This window comes from Shouchella tritolerans (genome assembly GCF_025770735.1).
Classification (GTDB): Bacteria; Bacillota; Bacilli; order Bacillales; family Bacillaceae_D; genus Shouchella; species Shouchella tritolerans.
Map to the genome: position 1 here is coordinate 1 of NZ_JAODPB010000015.1, position 21,239 is coordinate 21,239.

The 21,239-nt window shown below is 46.2% G+C and carries 21 protein-coding genes; all 21 read right to left on the minus strand.

Features of this window, described 5'->3' with window-relative positions; all coding sequences use genetic code 11:
- Nucleotides 1-150: 150 nt before the first annotated feature.
- Nucleotides 151-1,527, minus strand: coding sequence for a phage tail protein (locus N6H06_RS22430; RefSeq protein ID WP_263707989.1), 1,377 nt, complete (start codon nt 1,525-1,527; stop codon nt 151-153).
- On the minus strand, nt 1,514-1,690 hold the full coding sequence (locus N6H06_RS22435; protein ID WP_263707990.1) for an XkdX family protein: 177 nt from the start codon (nt 1,688-1,690) through the stop codon (nt 1,514-1,516). The genes N6H06_RS22430 and N6H06_RS22435 overlap by 14 nt, the downstream gene beginning before the upstream one ends.
- Nucleotides 1,677-2,057 carry a hypothetical protein gene (locus N6H06_RS22440; RefSeq protein WP_263707991.1) on the minus strand — a complete coding sequence of 127 codons (381 nt, stop codon included), beginning with the start codon at nt 2,055-2,057 and terminating at the stop codon, nt 1,677-1,679. Before N6H06_RS22440 ends, N6H06_RS22435 begins: the two co-directional genes overlap by 14 nt.
- A 10-nt stretch (nt 2,058-2,067) precedes the next feature.
- Nucleotides 2,068-4,305 (minus strand): pyocin knob domain-containing protein, encoded by a 2,238-nt coding sequence (locus N6H06_RS22445; RefSeq protein WP_404830385.1) that lies wholly within the window; start codon nt 4,303-4,305, stop codon nt 2,068-2,070.
- 12 nt (nt 4,306-4,317) lie between these two features.
- Nucleotides 4,318-6,978: a peptidase G2 autoproteolytic cleavage domain-containing protein gene (locus N6H06_RS22450; RefSeq protein WP_263707992.1), complete on the minus strand. Its 2,661-nt coding sequence runs from the start codon at nt 6,976-6,978 to the stop codon at nt 4,318-4,320.
- Between the two features lie 10 nt (nt 6,979-6,988).
- The gene (locus N6H06_RS22455) at nt 6,989-7,810 is read right to left on the minus strand and encodes a phage tail family protein (RefSeq protein ID WP_263707993.1); all 822 of its coding nucleotides are present in this window, start codon (nt 7,808-7,810) and stop codon (nt 6,989-6,991) included.
- Nucleotides 7,807-13,575 carry a peptidoglycan DD-metalloendopeptidase family protein gene (locus N6H06_RS22460; RefSeq protein WP_263707994.1) on the minus strand — a complete coding sequence of 1,923 codons (5,769 nt, stop codon included), beginning with the start codon at nt 13,573-13,575 and terminating at the stop codon, nt 7,807-7,809. Before N6H06_RS22460 ends, N6H06_RS22455 begins: the two co-directional genes overlap by 4 nt.
- 51 nt (nt 13,576-13,626) lie before the next feature.
- Nucleotides 13,627-14,448, minus strand: a complete 822-nt coding sequence (locus tag N6H06_RS22465) for a hypothetical protein (RefSeq protein ID WP_263707995.1) — start codon at nt 14,446-14,448, stop codon at nt 13,627-13,629.
- A gap of 53 nt (nt 14,449-14,501) precedes the next feature.
- The gene (locus N6H06_RS22470) at nt 14,502-14,765 is read right to left on the minus strand and encodes a hypothetical protein (RefSeq protein ID WP_263707996.1); all 264 of its coding nucleotides are present in this window, start codon (nt 14,763-14,765) and stop codon (nt 14,502-14,504) included.
- An 83-nt stretch (nt 14,766-14,848) separates the two neighbouring features.
- On the minus strand, nt 14,849-15,331 hold the full coding sequence (locus N6H06_RS22475; RefSeq protein ID WP_263707997.1) for a hypothetical protein: 483 nt from the start codon (nt 15,329-15,331) through the stop codon (nt 14,849-14,851).
- Between the two features lie 44 nt (nt 15,332-15,375).
- The gene (locus N6H06_RS22480; protein ID WP_263707998.1) at nt 15,376-15,876 is read right to left on the minus strand and encodes a collagen-like protein; all 501 of its coding nucleotides are present in this window, start codon (nt 15,874-15,876) and stop codon (nt 15,376-15,378) included.
- A gap of 66 nt (nt 15,877-15,942) precedes the next feature.
- Nucleotides 15,943-16,530 carry a hypothetical protein gene (locus N6H06_RS22485; protein WP_263707999.1) on the minus strand — a complete coding sequence of 196 codons (588 nt, stop codon included), beginning with the start codon at nt 16,528-16,530 and terminating at the stop codon, nt 15,943-15,945.
- Nucleotides 16,517-16,942, minus strand: a complete 426-nt coding sequence (locus N6H06_RS22490; protein WP_263708000.1) for a minor capsid protein — start codon at nt 16,940-16,942, stop codon at nt 16,517-16,519. Before N6H06_RS22490 ends, N6H06_RS22485 begins: the two co-directional genes overlap by 14 nt.
- Nucleotides 16,939-17,421, minus strand: a complete 483-nt coding sequence (locus N6H06_RS22495; protein WP_263708001.1) for a hypothetical protein — start codon at nt 17,419-17,421, stop codon at nt 16,939-16,941. The genes N6H06_RS22490 and N6H06_RS22495 overlap by 4 nt, the downstream gene beginning before the upstream one ends.
- A complete protein-coding gene (locus tag N6H06_RS22500; RefSeq protein WP_263708002.1) occupies nt 17,414-17,752 on the minus strand; it encodes a hypothetical protein in 339 nt (112 codons plus the stop codon). Before N6H06_RS22500 ends, N6H06_RS22495 begins: the two co-directional genes overlap by 8 nt.
- Nucleotides 17,752-18,084, minus strand: coding sequence for a hypothetical protein (locus N6H06_RS22505; RefSeq protein WP_263708003.1), 333 nt, complete (start codon nt 18,082-18,084; stop codon nt 17,752-17,754). The genes N6H06_RS22500 and N6H06_RS22505 overlap by 1 nt, the downstream gene beginning before the upstream one ends.
- Nucleotide 18,085: 1 nt before the next feature.
- On the minus strand, nt 18,086-18,301 hold the full coding sequence (locus N6H06_RS22510) for a hypothetical protein (protein ID WP_263708004.1): 216 nt from the start codon (nt 18,299-18,301) through the stop codon (nt 18,086-18,088).
- 10 nt (nt 18,302-18,311) lie between these two features.
- A complete protein-coding gene (locus N6H06_RS22515) occupies nt 18,312-19,328 on the minus strand; it encodes a major capsid protein (protein ID WP_263708005.1) in 1,017 nt (338 codons plus the stop codon).
- Nucleotides 19,329-19,377: 49 nt separating this feature from the next.
- Nucleotides 19,378-19,767 (minus strand): hypothetical protein, encoded by a 390-nt coding sequence (locus N6H06_RS22520; protein ID WP_263708006.1) that lies wholly within the window; start codon nt 19,765-19,767, stop codon nt 19,378-19,380.
- Between the two features lie 3 nt (nt 19,768-19,770).
- Nucleotides 19,771-20,445, minus strand: coding sequence for a phage scaffolding protein (locus tag N6H06_RS22525; RefSeq protein ID WP_263708007.1), 675 nt, complete (start codon nt 20,443-20,445; stop codon nt 19,771-19,773).
- Nucleotides 20,446-20,538: 93 nt separating this feature from the next.
- Nucleotides 20,539-21,239, minus strand: a 701-nt coding sequence (locus tag N6H06_RS22530; protein WP_263708008.1) for a phage minor capsid protein, incomplete at its 5' end; no start/stop codon positions are given.

The window sequence follows — 21,239 nt, forward strand, 5'->3', positions numbered from 1 at the left end:
TTGCTGTAAGCTGATTTCGTATTTCATTGTTCATCCGTTCTTGCTCCACCCTGTACGCCTCTAAGGATTGTAAGCGCACTTCGTGGTTTTCTAACGTTTCATGCACGTTGACCGCCTCCTGCGACATCTTCCCCCTCCTATGTCCTTTTCTTATGTTTGTGGGTCTAATCTATCTAATCTGTCTTTCAGTTCTTGATAGAGAGCGCGCAAGGCTGTATTTTCGTCCATTACCACCTTGACTTGCTCGTCGGTGTATTTACGAGCCTCATTCAGCGCCCAGGCAGCGTCTTGGGCGCTCTCACCTTTGTCAGCTTTGTTATTCCAATTAAACCGTTCCATATCCGTTACATGTCGAATATTGTCACTCAAATGTTGACTAAGCGTCTGATTGGTTCCGCCTACGCTTTCTTGGGCTGACCTAGCGACCTCGCTTGCCTGTTGGGCAGTTTGGCGGGCGATGGCAACAGATGTAGATACCTTGTTTATCTCCTTGCCCGCTTCTTCGATCTCGGTGATCTTTTCCGTGATGTCACGACGAAAAGACCCAAGTTCAATGACCGGGCTTCGGTGTTCGTATGGATAGCGCTCGACTGATATGATTCGAGCTTGAATATCGAGCTTTAACCCCTCGTGGATTACCCAAATATAGTCGCCTAGCTGGAAATCGTGTAGCTTTAAGCCGTTTTTGACAAGTTCCTCGTATTCGACCTCCAGGTGGTAGCTGGGGACGCCATTCGCCCGCCTTTTCGCTTCCGCATCGATACCCTCTTGCGTGGTAAAGCGGTCATCCTGAAAAAAAGCCTTGTACAGTCGCTTCTTTCCCGTGGCAACGTCCTTGTATTTCTCGCTATGCTCCGACTCATAAACCGTTTTTACAACAGGTTCGTTCGTTTCTTCATCAATCCGGCCCCACCCCTCAATGTGAGTGATGATGTCGGTACCGTCTTGATGCTCGCTGATGGACTTTAGATTGTGTCCGTGTCGCACCTGACCATCCGTATAACGGGCTATCTCTGTAGCAACAGTCAAGTGCCTTCCGCTTATCCGGTACTCACAGCCAAATCGATTCATAATTTGCTGCAACATGTCTAAAGCGGTTGAGTTACCGAAGTTTTCAAAGTCCTCGCTCGGTAAGTCCTCGCCAACAAAGGTATAGGTGATACCCGTGTTTTCTAGGGCAAGATCAAGCGCCTTTCGAATGCGCAAGGCCCCGGTTGTTTCCTTGGTTTGATATTCTGCCTTCAGGATGTCAAAAATTTCGTGGCGCGCCTCGACTGACTTCTCGCTCGTCATCCCAATTGGCGAGTGGTCGAATGGGTCAATGACATAACGCTCATTTTCAAAGAGAATCACTTCTTTTGGCAAGATCATGTCAAAAAGTGCTGCATTGCGCTCTGTTTTTTCGACAGAAAAAGACAGCATCTTTTCACCATCCGACGTTTCCTTATGCACTACATTATAAGTGTCTGTAAGAGGTTCGAAGACACCGGACATGGTTTGTAATACAAGCGGTTCAGGCAGTTTCATCGTCTTCACCATTATCAAACGGTTCGCCCGTTATGATTTCATATTCCTCTGGCGTAAGTGCTTCAAGTTCGACAAAGCGCCTTAACTGGTCCTTTCTGCACCAGTTCTTTTCATATCTTCTTTTAAGGTCTTCAAAGCGCGGGCTTCTTTTAACTTCTTCCATTCGCATTCGCCTCCAATGCTGTCAATCGGATTTCCTGATCGGTGATGGATTGCCACTGCTCCATATCGCTTAACTCCTGATCGGTCAATTTTTGGGCAATAAGCTCGATCGCTGGCGGCTCTGGTTGGTGCGGCTGTTTCCATTTCTCAATCTCTTCCTCCGACGCACTTTCTAACCATCCGCCATTGACAAACCGCGGTCGGAATAACCCGTCTGGAAAAGAGTCTATAACCGTGTTGGGCGGTAAATCATATTTAAGGCCTGTCTCAGGGTCGGTGTATGTGTCGCCCTTTGGATTTTCGACCGATTCCAAAACGATTGGCTCGATATAGTAGCCGTCATCATCTATCCTATAAAACTGCCTCATTGTCCCCCTCCTAGTTGCCTGCCTTAAACACGATATTGACGGCAACGAATTGTGTGGCACCAGGCCAAGTCATGTCCTGGATTACGAAATTTCCATTGGCGCCTAAATAGCAACGCAACCCTTGCGCGCCAGTGGTACCTGATGAACTGCCTACCAGCCAAAAGTAAGACGTTTGCCCAGGACGATAGCCAGGCGGTAATGTGAATTGAACAATGGCAGGGTCGCCACCAATTGCGCCGCCGTTCATGCTGCCCTCGATGTACACGGTGCCAGTCGAATCCTTTGCATAGCGGACTGGCCAACTGCCCGAATGGGTCCACGTCGATTGTAAGCTGGCACGAATCCAGTTGAGTGGTCCGCTAGAAAACGATTGAAACGCTTGTTTGGTCCTTTGGGGCGTCATAAAGCTACCCGTATGTGTGCCAGCTTCGGCTTGAGCCTGACTTGCAACAGGATAATTTTGTACGTTACCCAAACCTACCTGGCTCTTAGTTACTCCGTGTGGATTGCTTTTATTGTTTACATGTGCATCAAACTCAGCCTTTGTCGCTTGCTTGGCGTTATCTACATTAGATAGTCCAACTTGCGCTTTTGTGACACCATGTGGGTTGCCTTTATCGTTGGCGTGGGCATTTACTTTCGCTTGGGCACCATCTACAGTTTCCATCTGTGTAAAAGAAGTCCATCCTGTACCTGGTAGATCAGGTCGCCATTTACGTATCCACATCGTATTTAAATCCGTATTAGCCCTATAGCATGTCTGTACCATTCTATAGTCTTCTACTCTATTCGTTACGACAACAGCCAAATTTTCTGGATAACCATTGTCTAGACCGTTACTTTGAGCAAATATTGTCACTCCCGTTGGGTATTGGGAACCTGGTATGTCTGCCGCTCTAGGAGATATGATGTTTACTTGCTGCGAGTTAACCCCATGTGGGTTATTTTTGTTATTCGCATGGGTATTGACTTTTGTTTGAGATTCCGCCGATGTCTCTAATTGCTGCCACGAAGTCCAACTTCCTGATGTTTTTCTTCTCATAAATAATCGGTTGTTGGAATCGGCAAAAGCCAGTTGGTTTGCGAAAGTTCCCATGTTGCCCGAAATTAAATGAATGAGTGTTCCGCCTGCATTATCTGTCCACGGCGCTCCTTTTGCTGCGCCAGTAAACCAATATTGCCCCGATTTAGTGATTGCATCCAAATCGTCAATCCTACCTGCTCCATCATTTGCTTGCTCAATCCCCCATCCAGTTTGGTTGACACGTCGAATGGATTCCGCGGTTGTTTCTACCTTCTGCCAAGTAGTCCAACCGTCACCATCATAAAAATGTCTAAAGTAGGCCCCTATTTCCTCATGTCTTATAGAATGAGGAAAATACCATTGTGTAAATCGTAAGTTAGACACTTTAATGTTAAATATTGTACCGTGATTTGTAGGGTAACCAAGGTTCGAATGCATGAACGTGGTCAGCCCCAAGGGGTAATCAATACCTGTTGTATTGGCAGATAGTGCAGGGATAATTGTCGCTTGGCTGGCAAAAGTATCGATTGATTCTTTTGTCCTCTGCGGAGTCATGATCTTAGAGTTATTTGTCCCTGCTCGCGCTTCGGCTTGAGTTGCTCCGCTCCAGTTGGGTACGTTACCTAATCCAACATCGTTTTTGGTTATTCCGTGCGGATTCTTTTTGTCCGCGATATGGGAAATGACTTTTTCGTCAATTCCAGTGATGCGTTCGTTTAAATCTTTTTTACCGCCACGCGCTTCGATGACTTCAATATTGCTGATACGATCTATGTCCAAATTGTCATAGACCTTTTCTTTCACGTCGTCCGCTACGTTCTCGCGCCATTCTTCTACTTCTTCCGCAAGATCAGCGAATTTCTGGTCAATCAGCGAGACTTTGAGCGCAATTTCTTCCACGATGTGCGTGTCGCGGCCATTATGAATCGTCCGCTCTATGCGCACCTCGATATAGCCTTTTTGCGGAAAACTCATTGTCGTACCATCGCCGTAATTAATACGGAAAACAGCTTTGTGACAACCTGGCTTCATTGTGTCTACTTCTTTTAGCTTGTAGACTACTTCGCCAGTTTCTTTATTCACATAATCGGCTTTGTCATTCACTAGCAGATTTTTAGAGGCATCTTCCATCAAAAAATGGACTTCTGCCTCTTCCCACAGCCGATATTCTTTTGGAATGACTAATCGTACATCATGTCGGCTGTCAAACTGTTTCATCTGCATGCCAATCCCCCCTTACCGGATAAAGACAACCGCAACACCGTAGCCCTTTTCCTCGCTATAAGGTGTTGTAATGTTCATCACAATAAATTGCCCCTCGGCGTCCTTCGTGCCAATACCGCCAATAGCGCTGATTTGGTCGCCTGCTTGAACTGTGCTGTCAATACGGACATGGACTTGCCCGACCAGACCAACGATGTGCCATTCGTCACGTTCCTCACGTGGCTCATATTCTTGGTGTGGGTTATATGCTGGATTTTCTTTCGGCATATCGACCAAGACCTCTTTATATGTGTCTAACTGATTGCCATCTTCGTCCAAGTCGTATTCTTTCAAGATTTGTTTTTCATAAATGTAGCCGCCAAATTCATTCTTTAAATACCTATCTTGCCACGCAAAAGCGGCCGAACCTAGTACAGTTCCAGCAGTTTCTGATATAGCCCCTATAATTTCCTCGCCTTTGTCAGCCTTCTTTATCTTGTTGCCAACTAAGGAAACTAAATAACCTGTGTCAATCTTCTTCCCGTCGGCAGACTCAAAGTACTCGGCGTAGTCACTAAACGTGCTGCCGCCTTCGCTTGTACCCGTATATCTGAGATTGCCTTGCGCAGTGTACATCTTTATCTTCGCATTACGGGTTGATGGTTCCCCGTTTCCGGCTCCCATCGATATGCAGTAGTTTTCGTTATTTAATACTGAGCCAGACGCAAGGACAAGGGATGCTGTACCTTGTGCGCGTGAGTTTTGCGAAGCGATTACCCCTGTACGGTCACCTTCGGCTCGCGAGCCTTGAGATGTACCTAAAACAAATGAGTTGCTACCTGAGATGTGTGGACCGCCAGAGCTGCCTATACCCACGTTGTTAAAGCCACTCTCACTTGTCCACGCACCGCCGCTTGTTGAAATAAGTGAAGTGTTTGAACCACGCGGCACGCCCGCACCTGATGAAATTTTTGTGTTTTGACGCATTAAATTTGGGAAGTCGTCAGTTAACTCACCCGCAATGCTGCCTGCTTTGGCGTATCGGTCTGCATAGGCAAGCAAGACGGAAGTTTGATTATTGGCTAAGGTGATTCCGACAGAGCCTGCTACATCACGGCCGTGTAGTTGGATATTAACGAGATGGGCATTTTCCAAGCCCGAACCGCCCACATAGATACCATTTTTCGCGCTGTCCCGTGCGATAAAGTTTGACACGTTTACGCTGTCCACACGGCGCCCGCCACCTCTCACCATCAGGTCATAAGTGGCTTTTGTAAACCCTCTGACAATCACATTGCTCAAGTTGTATTGACCGCTTTCGCGCGCAAACTCGATGACAAATTCGCCGTCAAAATTCTCGTCGCCGATTGCCTCAAAGCCTTGAATGTTAACGCCCATATAGGACGATACAAACAGCGCGCGCGGGTCTGTGTCCCCTCCCCATGATCTGCGTTGTGGGAATAGGGATACACAATTGGTCATTGTAATGTCTTTTGCGGAAACGGATGGCTCTTGCCCCTCGCTGCCGTAGTGTCCCATGTGGCGGAAGTTAAAGCCGATTACAGAACCGATGTCTATGCAGTCGGTAAAATGAATGTTTGCTCCTGCTAGAGAATACTCATGTCCTTTTACCTCATAACCGCGCGTATTTTCTTTGGACACGCATCGACTAACAAAGACAAAGCGCGAGCCGTCATCCATCTCGAAACCGTTGCTATTTTTGTGACCAATGTCCAGATAGTTGGTGGCGCCAGTTGAAAAACAGCTATCAATAAACAAATAGTTACTGTGATGTGTGGTAAAGCCGTCATCCCCATGGCCATCTGCAATACAGTCCGTAAGCATGATATATTCGGACGGGTTCTTTGATGCCGGATTAACGTCCATCACCTTGTCGCCGTCGTAAAAGTACACTTGTTCGGCGTTTCCTGCCGTTACATCGAAGCAGTGCAGCAAACAGTCTTTGGCTTTTACGCGTGTGGCTGAACAAAACTTAGCTCCAGCAAACACGACTCCAGACGACTTGTATCCCCCAGCCGCTGACGGGCGCCCTTCTTCTGGATAGCGCGACGCATTCCAATCGGCAGTAAAGTCGTACAAGTGTATGTTTTGGGACTCACCGCTTACATGGTCGGCATTGGTAACGACATAAGAGTCAACAGGTGCATCATCTGGCAATTTAACATATGTGACGTCTATTCCCTGCCCAACCAGGATTGAGTCGCGCGGCGCTTTAATGCTTGCCCGATACACACCAGCAGACATGTGCACTTTAACGTTTCCATCGCCGAACGCTTTTTTAAACGCTTCGGTGGAATCCGTCACGCCATCCGGCACAGCCCCATAGTCATCGACATGCACTTCCCTCAATATTTGCGCCTGCATCTTGTCAATTTTCTCTTTGGTCCGTTGCTGATACGCCGCAAACATGTCAGCAGCCGTGTCAAAGGTTTCGCCAGTTTGCGGGTCAACCCGAAGCATTTTCACTTCTTCTAGTTGGTCGCCTGCCTCCAGCGCCGCCTTAACTTGCTTACGCGTAATCTTTGATTCCATTTCCGATATACGCGCCAATTCCTCAGCCCGTAATGATCGGTATTTGGCTTTTTCTGCTAAGTCCCTTAACTCCTTAATGTGGAGTAGGGTTTCGTAAATCTTCGGCCCTATTTGATCGTTAATTGGGTCGTAAATACTCATGGCTTCCCTCCTATAGATACAGGAAGCGGAAATCAAACTGTATCTTGAATTTCCCGCTTGTTCCTGCAAGCTGAAACTCATTCTCGCCAACCGCTAAAGTCATCACCTTGCGGTTCGTCTGCCCGAAGATGGTGTCGCCGTTTTTACGAGCAAAAACCCCGTCCAGCGCTATCGTATCCCCCGCATTTGTCGTACCGTCGTAACGCCAGACATCCCCTGTCGTGTGGTTGGTAATCGTAAGATTCTTGCTTGCACCTGTATAAAAGATTTTTAGATCATGATGCCGCCCGTCTATCGTCGTGTCCCCTAAATTCCAGATAGAAAAGCGCCTGATCGTGTATTCGTACTTGAGCGGCGTTTTGAGCGGGATGTTTTGAGCAAATGCCCAAACATCTTCCGCAAATGTAAAGTCGTGCTGTAGCGTCCCTAACGACTCGGCATAGGGACTTTTGGATATAAACGGCACCTCAAATTCACCTAGCGGTCCCGCAATCCGGTTAATTGCATAAGAGGACGCACATTTCACGCGCCACCTTTTTCGTGATTCCTCGTCACTGTAGATGTAAAATTCCTCACGACTATCAAACAACTTAAATACTTGATGTCGCAACATCGCATAATGATAATTGTTGGCCCCTACCAAATAAAAACGAGCGTACAAGGTACGCCCGTCATACGTAGTGCCAAGATCATTAAAGCCGTCCACCCCAGGCCTTGTCGATGTCTCCGTAATCGGCGAGGGGGAATCATAAAAGAAGTCAGAGCATATAAGCCCTAACTCCTCATTCAACACGTATTTTTCGCCGTTCAAACGCTCAACGGTTAGAATCATCTTCTTCCCCCTTTCCTCATGATATTGCTGTGTGTGGAGCGCTCCGCTTGTCTACGGCTGACATGAGGTTCAACCATATACCCCACCTGCCTGCTATCCATTTGCAAAGCGAACTCTTTTGGTATACCAGCAAAACCATTACCAACTAGGCTGTTAAGCTCTTGTAGCAATTGGACCACGCGGTTGTCGCTGTCGGTAAATCCGAGATTATCGCCCGTCTCTTTCCAAATGGCACGAGAACGCGCCCTCTTACCAGGGTCATGCGAGATAATCGATTCAGCCCAGCCGCCTTCTGCAATCCAGGCCAGTTGTGCCGTATCGACGATAGCGCCATCAGCATACCCTTTGTACCCTCCGCCGCGCATCATAGACTTGATACCAGGCGTTTCAAACACACTACCGTATCGCTTAACGATATAGCGGATAGCCGCAACGGCGTTGTGTACAGGGTTCCAGATGTTGTCCATGCCCTTTTTCTTGTAGGCGTTAAATGTTGGGTCAATCGTCTGCATTAGACCCTTAGACGGTGTGCCACGACGGTAGTTGCTGTCCCAGAGGTTAATCGCCCGTGGGTTTCCACCAGATTCCTTTTGTGCAATGGTAGCAAGAGGCTCAAGCCATGATTTTGGCACGCCTGTCGCATTGATTGCTTGCATAATCCACGTTTTCACCATGCCACTAGCGCCAGAGCCTTTAAATGCACCACCGCCACTAGCCGCTCCTAGCGGGTCGATTGGTGTGCCGTTACGTCTTACTTCAAAGTGGACATGCGGACCGGTCGATTGTCCAGTACTACCTACAAGGGCAACCGCTTGACCAGCTTTAACAGAGTCGCCTACAGATACAAGGTTTTTGCTGTTGTGTGCGTAACGGTACTCCATGCCGCCAGGCCCTTTGACAATGACAATGTTTCCATAGCCCCGCATTGTGCCAGAATAGGACACTGTACCGCCTGCCTGGGCTGGAATTCTCGTGCCAATTGGGGCAGCAAAGTCAATTCCGTTATGCGGCCGCACCTTACCCGTGATCGGATGCTTACGGTTAGGATTAAACTTAGACGTCATACGGAATGGCGGTGGGAAGTTTAATGCGATTCCCCCTTCATCCCCAAAGCCTGGGAGCATGCTGCCGACGAAATCCACGATTTTATCCTTTGCAAAACCATACGCGCCTTTGGCAATAGCGCCGAATCCGCCGTTCATGTCCGGGGCTTCTACCCCCATGGTTTTCAACACTTTATCCACAAGGCTTTTGGCTCCGCCTGCTGCCCAGTCCCAAATCTCGGACGCTTTATCTTTCAAAGCGCCAATACCAGACTTAGCAGCGTCAATCGCTTTTCCTCCGAGACTCTTCATGCCATTCCAGACTTTTCCGAATGGGCCAACACCGTTGTTATACATCGGCACTTGGCTCATGAATTCTTTTGTCTCTGGCCCACTCAATACAGATGTACCACGCGGCAAGTTTACCAACGTGTCTGTGTCAGGGGATAGCGCAAAGCTCCCGTCTGGGTACGCAATCAATTCAGACATTCCGCCATCTCCGACAACAGCCGGACCGCCCGGATGCCCTTTTGTTCCGTCTTTGTAATATTTTGGTTCCCACTCTTTTAATTGGCTACTTTCGTCCACGCCAATTTTATCGAGTACCCAGTTAACACCACCGATAACACCGTTAACGCCAAAGGCAAGACCTTCTAGCATTTTGTTGCTGACTTTCTTTAAGCCTTCCATTACCTTGCTGGCCATATTACCAATGCCATCGCCAATTCGCTTAGGAAGACCTTTCGCTATATCGACAATGTCATTAAACTTATCCTTAACCGCCTGCCACATGTCACCGAGAATGGTAGACACCTTATCTTTCGCTTTGTTAAAACCATCTCGAATCCCATTGAAAATTCTATCGACACGATCTTTGATAGAACCCCAAATTTTTCCCCAGATGTCCTTCACAAATCCCCAGACTCGGTTCCAAATGCTTTTAATGGTATTCCACGACTCGGTAAATCTGGTTTTAATCGCATTTACGATTCTGGCTACAAAATCACGAATGCTTCCCCAGATCGAGGACCAGATTTTTTTAATAAATGACCAGACTGCCGAGAAGATTCTTGAGATCGTGTTTTTAGCTGTGTTAAACCCGGAACTGATGTTAGTAACAATACGTGATACAAATTCTCGAATTGCTCCCCAAATGTTATTCCAAGTATTTTTCAGGAAATTCCATACTGCCAAGAAAATGCTTTTCGTTGTGTTCCAGACGCGGTTAAACCCATTTTTTACAATATTAAAAATGGTAACCACCACATTGAATACTGTTTTAATGCCATCCCATACGCTCTTTAAGAAATTCCAAATGGCATTAAATGTGTTTTTAGTGAACGTCCAAATGTTATTCCAAGCTGTTTTTAAGGCTGTCCACGCCCCACCAACGCCTCCTTTGAATAACTCAACCACAACTTTCCAAAGGTCTGTGATAATGCTCCAAAATGACTTGATAAAGCCCAAAGCACCCTTGACGATACGACCGAAAAAGGTAAGGTTAATAATCCCCCAAACAAGTTCTACCGCACCCATTACCAAACCTTTTATGCCTTCCCACATCTTGCTCCAATCTCCGGTGAATAGGCCGGAGAAAACCCTAAGCAATCCCATGATAAAGTTTAATGCGCCGTTTATTACGTTTTCCACTGAACCCCAAACGGTTTCGACCAAAAACTTAACGAATGGCATAACAAAATCAACCACCGCCATAATTCCCATAAACAAATTTTGGGCAGCGTCTAATATTTGCTTTCCATCACCTTGTATGAATTCTTTAATTTTGTTAAAGGTTTCTCCGAAAAAGTCCCCTATTCTCTCTAAAATAGGCATGACATAAGGTTCTAGCCAACTCCAAAAGTCTTGCATTCCTTGCCACATCATCATTGCAAAACCAACGATAGCTGTAGTAAGTTCATTAAACTTACCTTTTATCGTGTCGACGAATTTTTGGATTTTCTCGATTTGTTCAGGGTTCATTCCAAGCGCTTCTAAAACGCTCATATCACCAGCAGCAAGTCCTTGCATTACATAAGCAAGTTGCTCCCAACGATTTCGGATTTCCCCTGTTTCCCAATCAACAACTCCTACATGTTCTCCCGCGGCTTCTTTAGCACTCGTCACAACTGCGTCATGCAAGCCTTTGGCTTCCATTTCTACGCCTTCTTTTTGCTTACGGGCTTCGCTAATCATTTCTGCCGCCTGGCCTCTTGAAATGGTGCCAAGCTCGTCGCGTTGCATAATGATAGCAGCGACTTGCTCCTCATATTGCGATTGGGCGTTGGCCACAACTTCGTCATGTTGTGCTTTGCTATTTTTGACGACCTCCGCCGCTTGTTGGGCCGATAACTCACTAGATTGCTCATTCATCGCCTCTAAAATGGCGATGGATTCTTGCGATGTCGTGGATAAAGCAGAGACGGCGTTTGTTTTCATCGTTTCTTGCAATTCGTTTATGCGCTTCTGCTGATAATCAGTTATTTCAATGTTCGCATCCGCTGCCTGCTTGTAGATAGCTTCGATTTCTTTTGCAGCATCCTCGGTCGACTGTCGTCTTTGTTCAAAGCCTTCCTTTGTTTTCTCTAACAACTCTTTTTGCTCTTTTTCAGAGTAACGTTTAGAGTTTTCAAAAAGAGATTGCATAGATTCTAGGGTTCTAGTTTCTTGTTCGTCATAGGCTCCAATTACTTCGTCCTTCATCCGATGAAAACGGCCAGAAATTTCTTTTGCCATTTCATCTGTTACGGTTTGATTTCCCCACTTCATTTGATTCATATAATTAACAGAATCGTTATAAAGGTCCATAAAACCGCCAACAGCTTTTTGGGTTTCATCAGATATGCTGTCACCGAAAATGCTTGTTTCTTTCACTGTGTTGCCGAGCGTCTTTGTGAACAGCCCTGTGTTTCCGGTCACCTTATCCAACCATTCAGCCGCTATGCCCAAGCCCTTCCGTGATGATTCCCCAATCCAGTTGAATAAATCAGGAAGCTTAGAAAATGAAGACGCAAAAAACGCCATAAAGTCTTGAATATGCGGTTTGGCGTCCTCTAGCAACGTTGCCATTGTGGACGAAATAGAGGATTTCATAGAGTCAACAGAACCCGTCCAAGTATCCTTCATCCGCTCCATCAGGCCGCCCATTGCTGCGGTGTTTCCGGCGACGCCTTTTGTACCTTCTTGCATTCCTTTGACTAAGCCTTTGATTGCTTCTTCTGCACCAATCGAACCGTCAGAAATCTTCTTGCGCATTTCTTCGGCTGATATTCCAGCTTGGTTGGCTAGTATTTGCAAAGCTGGCACACCGTTGGACGCTAAACGGTTGATTTGGTCCATCCCTAATTTACCAGCGACTTGGATGTCACCAAATGCAGAAGCGATCATGTTTAGACCTTCCGAACCTTTACCAGCTCCCGCGGCAGCATCACCAATAGCTTTTAGAGTCGGCACAACATCTTTCGCATTCATCCCAAATGCCACTAAGTTCCTTGCACTGGCGGCTAAGTCGGGGAAAGCAAATGGTGTAGTTCTAGCAAAATCCAGAACTTCGTCCAAGAACTTTTGTGCCTTTTCTGCGTCTCCCATCATTACTTCAAGAGATACTCTTGAGTTTTCAATAGCACTCAAGCGCCCCATACCTGTATTTCCGAGCGCTCCAGCACTCAGCAAGCCAAGAGCGGCAGCATAGCCTTTGACGACTCCTGTCGCCTCTCTGAATGGCATGATTATTCCAGAGGTTATATTTTTTTTGATTGTCCCTGTCGCGCTCATCACAGGAGAGACAATACTTTTTACCGCAGAACGGAATCCGGAAATGCCAGACCCCATGTTATTAATGGTGTTTGTCACTCCGTTTGCAGCTCTTTGGACATTACCTAGCTGTGCGGGCGCTTTTGAACTGGTTTGTTCCAACTGCCTGCTGACATTTTGGACGGACTTCTGCCCTTGCAAACCGAAGGACTGAAATTGTCTACTCATTACAGATGTGGACAAGGTAACGTCATTTAAAGGGTTGCGCATGTTCCTGATAGCTGCCGTAACCGCATTCGTATATTGAATATTTCCTGATGCGTTTTTGCTGAAATTGCGAGCCATATTGTCGTTAGCTCGAACAACTTGTGCTAGCGGATTACGCATATTGGAGATAGAACGAGATAAGGCGTTGGTGTGCGTTACGCCCTGTGTTCCCATAGTCCGCACTGAATTATTTACTTGTTGTGTGGATTTAGCATTATCGCGCATCGCTTGAATGAATTTTCTCGTATAGCCATCAGTTGACCTGCCCATCTGCTGAAATGATCGGTTTGTGTCTGATGACATGTTGCGAACAGACCTAGCAACTATAGAGCCTTGACGCGCGATGTTTTGATACTGGCTTGCAGTCATAGTTCCAAACGAACGAACCTGACCATTTACACCTTTAAGCGTTTTACCAAACTCGTTTGTTCTGTTAGCAAGAGTAACCGTTTGAGCGGATGCAATACGTCCGGTTTTGCTCATATTTTGCATACGTGCAGTGACGGTTCTCATTTGCCCATCAGTGCCTTTGAGCGTACGGGTTACGGTTCTTGTAGCTGCATTGGTCTGGTTAAGCCCTTTTGCATTACTTTCAGCGCTTTTCCTCAGTTCTCGTAGGTTTTTCACGGTGGATTTAATTCCCGCTTGAAACCCTCGCGCTTGCAAAGATGCAATCATTCTTAACTCGCGTACTGACTTAGACATCCCTAACCTCCTTTCAGGGCACAGAAAAAAGCACCCCACAGCCGGGATGCTTTACGCTAGAAGTTTGCACAACTTCTGATATTCATTTGCTTCTGCTTTTAAATACATTGTGTAATTTATATTATCTTCAGTAAAGGCAACTGCGACGACGGAATCATCTTTCCTTCGCCCTCCTATCGCGGCCCCTACAATTGCACCAGCCCCCCATGTGACCGGGGCAGTGATTAGACCACCCACAAGAGCACCAGCAGCCGCCTTTCCACCAGAGCGTTTGCCTTTCTCCATCCACTCCATACCAATGACGGTCACTGTTTTGCTGCCAAACTGGAGCGTTCCTGGTTCCTTTCCTGCTCTTATGGTTACTTTTCCTTTTCTTAGTTTAGGATGCCCGCCGAGATGTTCGAGTTTTACAGAACCGAACGGGCGGCGACGTTCAGCGGATTGCCCTTTACTCAAGCTATCATCAAGTTTTTGTAACAATGACTTGTTCCATTGTTTTTCCTCTTCCTCAATTTCGCTATCTGAGTAACCTTTTTCTATCAGCTTTTGTTTTTCCTTCTCCCATGCAAGGCGTTTCGTTTCCTCCTTGTATGACTCTATTTCTTTTTTCTTGTTAGCCTTATCTATTTTATACTGCTCTTTGATTTGTTCTTTTTCCTTCTTTAAATCCTCAATAAGCAGTATAATAGATTCCTTTTCTTCGTGTTCTGCTTTTTTTAGTTTGTCTTTAAGCTCATAACCCTTTTTTTGGATGCTAAGTAACCTGTCACTTTTTACCTTATATAGATCATTTAATTGTTTTTGTAATTCGTTAAGCCCTCTTTGACGTTCATCACCTTCAAAAAGCTTTGAGAAAAAGTTCTTTTCTCCCATAAAAACACCCCCGTATATGTTAACAACATTATACGGAAATATAGTAAAAAAGACTATGCATCTCTTTGTCTGTCTTGTTGCTGCCTTGCTTTTAATCTTTCTAGTAATGCAGTATCCCATTTGTAAACTTTGGCTTTATTGCTTTTCTTAGGTTTCTTAAAGTCTTTCGGTTTTAACTCCTCCGCGAATTTCCGTTGAGCTTTTTGCTCTTTATCAGACTGAGGCGAGCGAGCATGTACCATCATCAAATACTCAATGTACATTTTCTGTCTTTCGTGTTCAGCTTGTTGTTCATCCTCGGTTAAAACCGCATCCAAAAAGCCAAGTAGAGTAACAGCAGGGATTCGTTTAATCTCGGAATATCCCCCTAATTTGGAAGAGAGTTTGTAGCCGAATGCCTCTAAGAAGCTGATTCGACTGCCGTTTCTTTCGTCTCTTCCTTCTCTTTCTTGAGGAACTTGAACGCCGTCTTCGCGACGCTCAAAGACTTTTTTGCACGTTTAATCAACTTCTCTACGTCATTTTCTTCGATGACAGCTTCAAATATATCAAACACATCCATGACTTTTTGTGCGCGAAGTGTATCAATGTCAATGTCACTCAAAATAGAAAGTAGCTCAACTGCTTTCTCCGGCAATCGAACAGTTAGAGTTTCAAACGAACCCACAAGACCTTGAACCAACTGTTCATCTGTCATGTTTTCAGCTTCTTCAAATAAATCATTTACTACATCAAGCAATTGTTCATCATTTTTCAGTACATCGAATATTTCTTTCACAACACGCATGCTTTTTTCGAGTTGAATAAGTCCGATAGCTTCTATTTTGTGTTTGATTTGCTCCACGCCGTCGTCAGTTTTTATGTTTAAGTTAACTGTTGTCATTTCTGTTCCTCCCAATAGTAAAGGGGCCGAAGCCCCTGAATGTTTTATTCTGTTTCTTCTGGTTTTAACTCGTCAATCTGCGCTTGCAAACCGTCAAGAATAGCTTTGACCTCAGAGTTTAGATTGGCTAAAAATACACTACCTGTACCAATGGTCCTTGAGTTTACACAGTTGTCGGCAAGGTGTTTGTTTAAAATTGAATGATCTTCAATAACGGCATCCTCACCGTCTTCGCCATCTTTACCAGGAGGCCCTTTTAACGTGCCGATTTTCACCCACTCGGTATTTTGATTCTGGTAAAAATCTCCGTTAGATGTATTTAAATAAACATCGCCTGGTTGTCCATCTGCGTTTGTAGGTGCTGTCTCCCCAAATAAAAATCGCATATTGCTTCCGCTACCTCCTTCAAAACCGGAAAAGCTTACTGGCAAAGGGTTGTCAGTTGAAATGACAACCGGATTGCCGTCCACATCATAAAACTGCGGCAAAGCCGCATAAGAACCGAACATCCGTGTGTAGATTAACTGTTTATCGGACTCTGGCATTATTCTTCCTCCTTATGAAAAACAAAAGGCAGCACAGGGCTGCTAGAACTCATTCCTTCCCCCAGATTAGTCTTCGGGGGTTGGACTGGGAGTATCGTCTCCGTTGTCTTCTTCCACCCCACCAATGCGGAAGTAGTTCCCGTCTTTTGTCGGGTCTGCGCCATCTTTAGGCAAAACAGACAACGTTAAAGGCACGTTACCTTGCTCGTTTCCGTAAGAGCGCGTAAACTCGCCAGAAGCAACCACTTTGAACAAAAAGATGTCAGTTGATCTGTCTTTTGCATTACGCGGGCGGATAGTAAGAGTACGCCCTTTCAATCGAGCGGAAGAACCGATTGGCGCATCTTGCAAACCAACAATCTTGCCATCTTTCATGATCGGGTTAGCAAAAGACATTGCAGCATGCATAATCTCTAATGTTTGTCTAGCAGCAGAGATTACCACTTCCGCTTCCCAACCTACCAAACGTTTGTCGTATGCTGTATTGCCGTAATCGAGGATAACGATGTCCTCGGTTTCTGGTGTAAGGGTTAACTCTCCACCCTCGTTTTGCATTTCATTTACGCCGTCAAAACTAAGCTCCGTCTCAAGCCCTTCGTCTAAGATATAAGTAGCTGGGCCAAACGGGATTTCTAAAGGGTTAAATTCCGGCATTAAAGTGTTCCTCCTTAATTTGTAATATCGTTGCGTCAAAGTTAATTGACCATCGCATTATGTCGTTTTCTGGACCTATCTGAATGGGGTCTTGTGCAGCAAGAATTGAAAAAACGCGATAGACTTTTGTCTCTATCCCGTCGTCAATTGAAATATTGAAGTTTTTATCAATTCCCATGCGGTGAAAGTGTTCTAGTGTTTTATGAGCTGCATATTGCGCATAATCCCAATTTGACGAACGTATCCACACTTGATAATTAGGGTAACGCATCATGACTTCACTCGCTGACGGCGGCCAACCACCTTCGCTGTATACAGTTCCGGTGTGGTCTGGTGATGAATAATTGTCGTATGTCCAAGTCAGCTTTGGGATTATATCCTTTAGCTCCTTCATCATCCACGATTGAATCACTTGCGCCCCCTCCTCTCAATGGTTTGATCTAGGATACGTTCGCCTGTCTTCTGGAAGTCTTTCTCTGTGACACGAATCGCGCGTTCAAGGTACAGCCTCCCTGCCCTCTCTCCGCGCCATGCTGGCTTATTGTGCGTCCTTCGGCCTCTCCCGCCTACATAGTACTTGTCGCCAGCAACTTTGTCGTGTACGCCCATTCTGTACGGCTCATAGTGCCTCCTGAGCGCGTACTTGGACGATGAACCGCCCTCGAACTCAAATCCCTGCCCCTTTTTCGTCGCCTTGTCGAATGAAATGGAGTCTTCCAAGTCTCCCTCGTCGTGATGGACAAGCGCCTTTGTACCTTCCTCCAGCAATGAGCTGTATTTGGTTAGCTCCTTGATTGCAGCACGCTCAAACTTCTTGGGCATGGCCTTGAACTCTTTTTCAAGCTCCTTTAACCCTTTCCATTCGATGCTGATAAAGTCGCGTCTAGCCACCGTACACCGTCCTAAAGAAGACGCGGGAGCCGCTTAGGTTCGTGGATTCTTCCCACGCTACCACTTCGGCTTTGTCTTCTTGTCCAAATGAATTGGTGTATCTGATAGTGGAGTCGTAATCGAATATTACTTCCGGCGGCAAGTCAAACTCGACATTGGTCGTTTGCTCTACCCCGTGGCGATTACGTACCACTTTGACTTTGTATGTGATACGCGCTTTTGTTGTTGTTTCATCAGGGGCGACAGGACGGCCACGATCATCGACAACAGGGTTTCCGTTGTCATCAAGGCGAGTAGTGACGACGGTTACTTGATCTCGCATAGGAGGCATCATATTAACCGCCCCACTCTCGCCTTGCCACGGATAAGCGATTCTACTTCTGGCGATATGGCGCTGCCGTTCAGACTCGCCGACACGCGGTTGGTAGAAAAAGCAGTAACGCCATGCCGCCTGAGCTTGGCATACTCTTCTTCCTCACCTTCCAGCATGTACAGCACTTGCAAGGCGACAGCGCGGGCAGTGATTTGATTCGGGCGATAATGGGTTGACAGGAGTTCGTAAGCACCAAACACCCACTTATCCTTGTCTTCCTCGCTTAGGGCGTCATATTGGCCCGTCAGGGGCATTTTCGATAGGTATTCACGGACGTTCGAAAGGTCCATCCTATTCACCTACTTCTTTTTTCTGCCCTTTTTCTTGCGATTTCTTTTTAGCCGCATGTCCTTTGGTGTTCCTTTGCTTGGTTTCGGCATCTTTTATCACCTCTACATAACCGATGGACGACAAATAAGCAGCGGACTTTTCTTCAATGTCCAACCGCTCACCTTTTCTTTTGCCGTCTACAATTGCGTTTAGTACTCGTACAGTTACTTTAGCCATATAAACCCTCCTATGGCGTAAATACATCCAAGTGCTTGATAAGGAATGGATTTTCAAGCACAGGGAAGCCAGCGCCGACCGTTTCAACAACAGATTGCAGCGGCTTTTTTTGGTCTTCTGCCATTAGTAAAATACCTGGCTGGAAGTTGTTTTCAAGCGTCGGGCCTAGCAGATACTTCCCTGCACCGCTAGAAGCCATGATGATACGGTTAGCGGGCATAAATTCGTTTCGAATAATCGACTTTGTCTCGTTGTCTTTATACGTCATAACCCGATTTTCCACGACTTCAAAATCAGGAAGCCCAAAGCTCTTTAGTACATTTGTTAAGTCTTCAGCAGAAGCGCGTCTCGATCCTACAGGGCGCCCTGACTCGATAATGATTTGGCTATTGGACAATAGACGGTTAAGAATTTCGTAAGAAATGAGCATCACTTCTGGTTTCTGTCCGTTTAACTCAACGTAAGCAGCCACTTGCTCCAACAAAAAGCCAAGAACGTCAAAATCTGCGGAATCAAAATCGTTATCGGGAGTAAGAGCTACCTTATTTTCGTCAGGGATTCCAAAATCAAAGTCAAACTTGATTTTGTTGCGATTGTGCGAAAGCTCACCTTTGAACAACACTTCTGACTTTGCCAATTGAATCAAACGGCGCGTTGCGTCTACAACGTTTAGAGCGCGAACAGTAATACGCTCGATAGCGTCCTGATAACGAGCGTTGTTCTTTGCCTCGTGCAAAGCTTCAATTTCGCTATAAGTGACAATATCCTGTAAACCAAACTGTGCGATTTCGCCCATGTAGGAAGCCATCTCATTTCGATCAATGGTCGGCGGCTCTGAGCCTTTACCGATGTATCCAGCTAGAAAATTGTTTGTCTTGATGATGTCGCCTGCAAAAGAACGCGAGAACACGTTTTCGGTCGGCAGGAAACGGTCAACTAATGTTAGTGGAGTGTCCTTTTCCGACTCATCTACAAGCGCACGTAGTGCGGGTTGTTGAAATTCTTCTAAGTGTGTAATGCCTGGCATTTAAGTTTTCCCCCTTGTTTTTAGCATAAAAAATACGCCTCATACGGCGTTATACGTGTTTGACATAGCGGATAAGTGGGCTAGTGAGCTTTTTGAAAGTCTCGGTCACTGTATCCGGTAATTTAGCTTCGTAGACGGACGCTCTAATAAGCACTTCGCCAATAATGACATCGTTTTCCCCATCGACTTCCACGTCAATGTTAAGGAGCGCAAAGTCGTCATAACCCTCCGGTGCTGCTCCGCCCTCACCGTCCGCGTACACTTCGTATTTCCCTGTTTCAAGGTTCCGCGCTACAGGCGTGCCGACAGGCAAGTATGTTTTGCCTGTTTTCTCGGCATCTAAAGTGATGCCGTGTTCCGTCCATTGCAGGTGGCGGGAAGCCAAAATATTGATGCCGCCTCTAAACTCTGTACGGCCGTTCTTTAATGTGTAAGACATGCTTTATTCCCCTTTCTTTGGATAGCGTTTTTCTCGGATGCGGGCGTATACAGATTTACCCACATCGTATGAGTCTTTCCCTTTCGTTCCGCTGTTGCCTTTCTGAGTGGCGCCAGGGAAGTAGCCGCGTTGAGTAGTCGTGTCTTCTTCTTCCTGTTGCCCCTTGAAAAACTCCGGAAACTCTTCTTCCAATTCCTCGAATAACTCTTCAAGATTCGTGGGTTCTCCGTCTTCGTCCATTTCAATTGATTCAATGTCAATCAACTTCGCGGCCAGTTTCGGATTGACACCTTTCTCGATAGAGTATTCTTTAATTGCTGCCCTTTTCTCCCTACGTTCAGCGCGGGCGAGACGCTTTTCGTGCTCATTCAACTTCGAGTCGGTTTCGTCGTCCTTGTCCTCGTCGCTGTCTGAGCCTTTTTGCTCCGCTGCTTCTTTCAGGCGTTTATACTCTTCTGGGTCAACGCCCTCGAACTTTTTCATTCGTTTTGCCAATGTCTTTTTGATAAATAATTCATGCTGTTTCTTGAACTCAGGGTTCTTTAGCAATTCATCGAGACTTGGCGCGCCATTGTCGTCGTTATCGCCTTCTGAACCACTATCGTCATCCTCAGCAAAGTATTGTAAATCAAACGTCATTAGCAACGAATCTTTATTAAACAACGGTTTAGCAAACATATTCATTCCCCTTTCAACTGCACGTCTGGTGTGCGAACCCGTATCTCGTACATGTTTAACGTCACAGCACGGTTTGACACGACAAAAAAGCCCCTACGATGTAGCAGCTTTGACTTCTCTTTTGATTTCTCTCATTTGCGCCTTTTTCTCGCGGAAATTAAGCGTGTTCGCTTTCTTCATGCGACGGAAGGCGCCTAACGTCTTCGGTGCTTCGTCCCCTAGCAACATGACCATTTCAGCGTATTGCTTCTTTTCTGCATTACGCTGGGCGCGAAGCTTTTGTTCCCGCTCATACGCTTTCTTTTGAGCTGGTGTTCGCGGGTCTTTGGCCGGATTAAAGGCTTTCCAACGGTCTTTTTCCTCCTGGATTTCCTCGTCCGTCTTATACTCAAGGACATACGGCCGACAGGTACAGCGACAGTTAGGATGAAACGGCGGAAGGCGTATGCCCTCGTCGTCAATGGACGCAAATCCATCATGATTACCAGTGAGACTAATGACCATGTTCTGGTACCTAGCACACACTTGGCACGTTTGCCCCTGTCCGCTTATTTTGACCAGCTCAACGCCGTTTTCAGTGTAGCGATTGACGGCGCCTTTTGTGTTGGCGTCTCTCAGCTTGGTACGCACAACCGTGCTGGCATAAAAATCAATAGGCAGCATTTTTCCGTCTGTGGTGCGATGACCGACAATGCCATGCTCTTTAAATCTCTCGGTTAAACGCGCGGATATAACGCGGTTGTGGTCGCCTTGTATGGAGCCTTTAGCCAAGTCGTCTTTAAACGTCTGCCTTA